Source organism: Microtetraspora sp. AC03309, assembly GCF_020826795.1.
GTDB classification, from domain to species: Bacteria; Actinomycetota; Actinomycetes; order Streptosporangiales; family Streptosporangiaceae; genus Microtetraspora; species Microtetraspora glauca.
On the sequence record NZ_JADDIL010000200.1, the window covers coordinates 1 to 1,352 of the forward strand.

Below are 1,352 nucleotides of genomic sequence, written 5' to 3' on the forward strand. Positions count from 1 at the left end.
CAACCGCAGCTCTCTACCTGCTCCAAGCGGTGCTCTGAACGTGACGCCAACCCCGGCCAGCGCGGGTCAGTACTCCCGGGTCGGACACAAAATGGGTTCGACAGTCTGACGAGGCCCACCGAATCAAGTCTAGCCAGTGAGGTTTTCGGTTCCTGGCGACTCTTTTGGACAACGCTCTATGGACAACACTGCGTCACGTGACCACTGCCGCGAGCATGGGATCGAGAGTGCACGGCGCACCATAGAACGCACCGTGCAACTGTTCGGGTGAGCGGGTGCCGGGCAATTCGCAGCAGGCGTGCGGTCGAGGCTGGAGTCTCGGTGTTCATCGACGAGTCCTTTCGGGGGCACAGGCTGTGCGAGAACGCCGCAGCCACGCTAATCGCGATGTGATTGAGTGAGATGGTGGCACCCCGGTCTGGGAGCGCAGCGGCCGTTCCCTTGTGCGCAAGTAGGCGTGTCAGATTCGCCGTTAACCCGCGTGCGAGATCCCCTTTGCGGCGCACCGCCAGCAGCTCAACGATGCGGGCAGCGCTGGTCTAGCAGCACCCGCACGACGAGGCTGTCGAAGCCGGGGGAGTAGGTGCGCCAGCCGCACGGACCGCGTCGTAGCCGGCCGTCCTGACTGCGGCCACGATCGCTTCGTCTGCAACAGGCGCTGCGCTGTTGACCACGAGCCGACCGGTGGTGGCGCTGACCTCAATCTGCTTGACCCCACCTACGCTGGCGACCTCTTCGCGAACCGACTGCTCGCAGTGGCCGCATGTCATACCCGACACCTGAAACTCGGTAACCGTCATCGGAGCATCCTTTCTATACCCCTGCAGGGTATATAACGGTTGACTATATACCCCCGTGGTGTATAGCGACAAGTGAGTGAATCCGGCCGGGTTCTGGCGGTGAATTCCGCTCCCGAGGAGGTATTTTCGGGCCGGACCGTGCCGACAGTGCGGTTGGCGCGGTGGCGCCCGGAACGGCAATTGCTACGGCGTTAGTCCGTAGATAGGCTGTCCCGAGAGTTTCTCATCAGCGAAAGGCCTGCACTCGTGCGTAATCCACCAAAGCTCGCCGCCGTGGCCGCGATGCTCCTCTTTGTCATTCTTGGCCTCGCCGGTGCACCCAGCGCAGCGGCGGCGTCTGATCCGTGCCCGCACCGTTTCGGCGCGTCACAACGGTTGGTCGACGCCAACGGAGCTGTCGTCGGTGAGTGGTCGGTATCGGGGCTGCGTGCCAGCGCCGGTCCCGTCGCGGGCTACGCGCCTGCGGGGCGGTTGTGGGAAGCCGACGTCACCGTTGAGGCAGTGACCGGCACTGTGACGCCCATCATTCCCAACATGTACGCGGTGTCACCG

The 1,352-nt window shown here is 63.7% G+C and carries 2 protein-coding genes; one reads left to right on the forward strand and one right to left on the reverse strand.

Annotation, left to right across the window (positions count from 1 at the left end; translation table 11 throughout):
* Nucleotides 1–539: 539 nt before the first annotated feature.
* A complete protein-coding gene (locus tag IMZ11_RS42265) occupies nucleotides 540–800 on the reverse strand; it encodes a heavy-metal-associated domain-containing protein (RefSeq protein WP_061262332.1) in 261 nt (86 codons plus the stop codon).
* A gap of 282 nt (nucleotides 801–1,082) precedes the next feature.
* On the opposite strand from IMZ11_RS42265, the gene IMZ11_RS42270 reads away from it, so the two are divergent.
* Nucleotides 1,083–1,352 (forward strand): DUF1942 domain-containing protein (locus IMZ11_RS42270; RefSeq protein WP_228649159.1); only part of this gene is annotated, 270 nt, incomplete at its 3' end.

Coding starts and splice junctions, on each gene's coding strand:
- IMZ11_RS42265 (WP_061262332.1), bottom strand. CDS start 800: ATGACGGTTACCGAGTTTCAGGTGTCGGGTATGACATGCGGCCACTGC.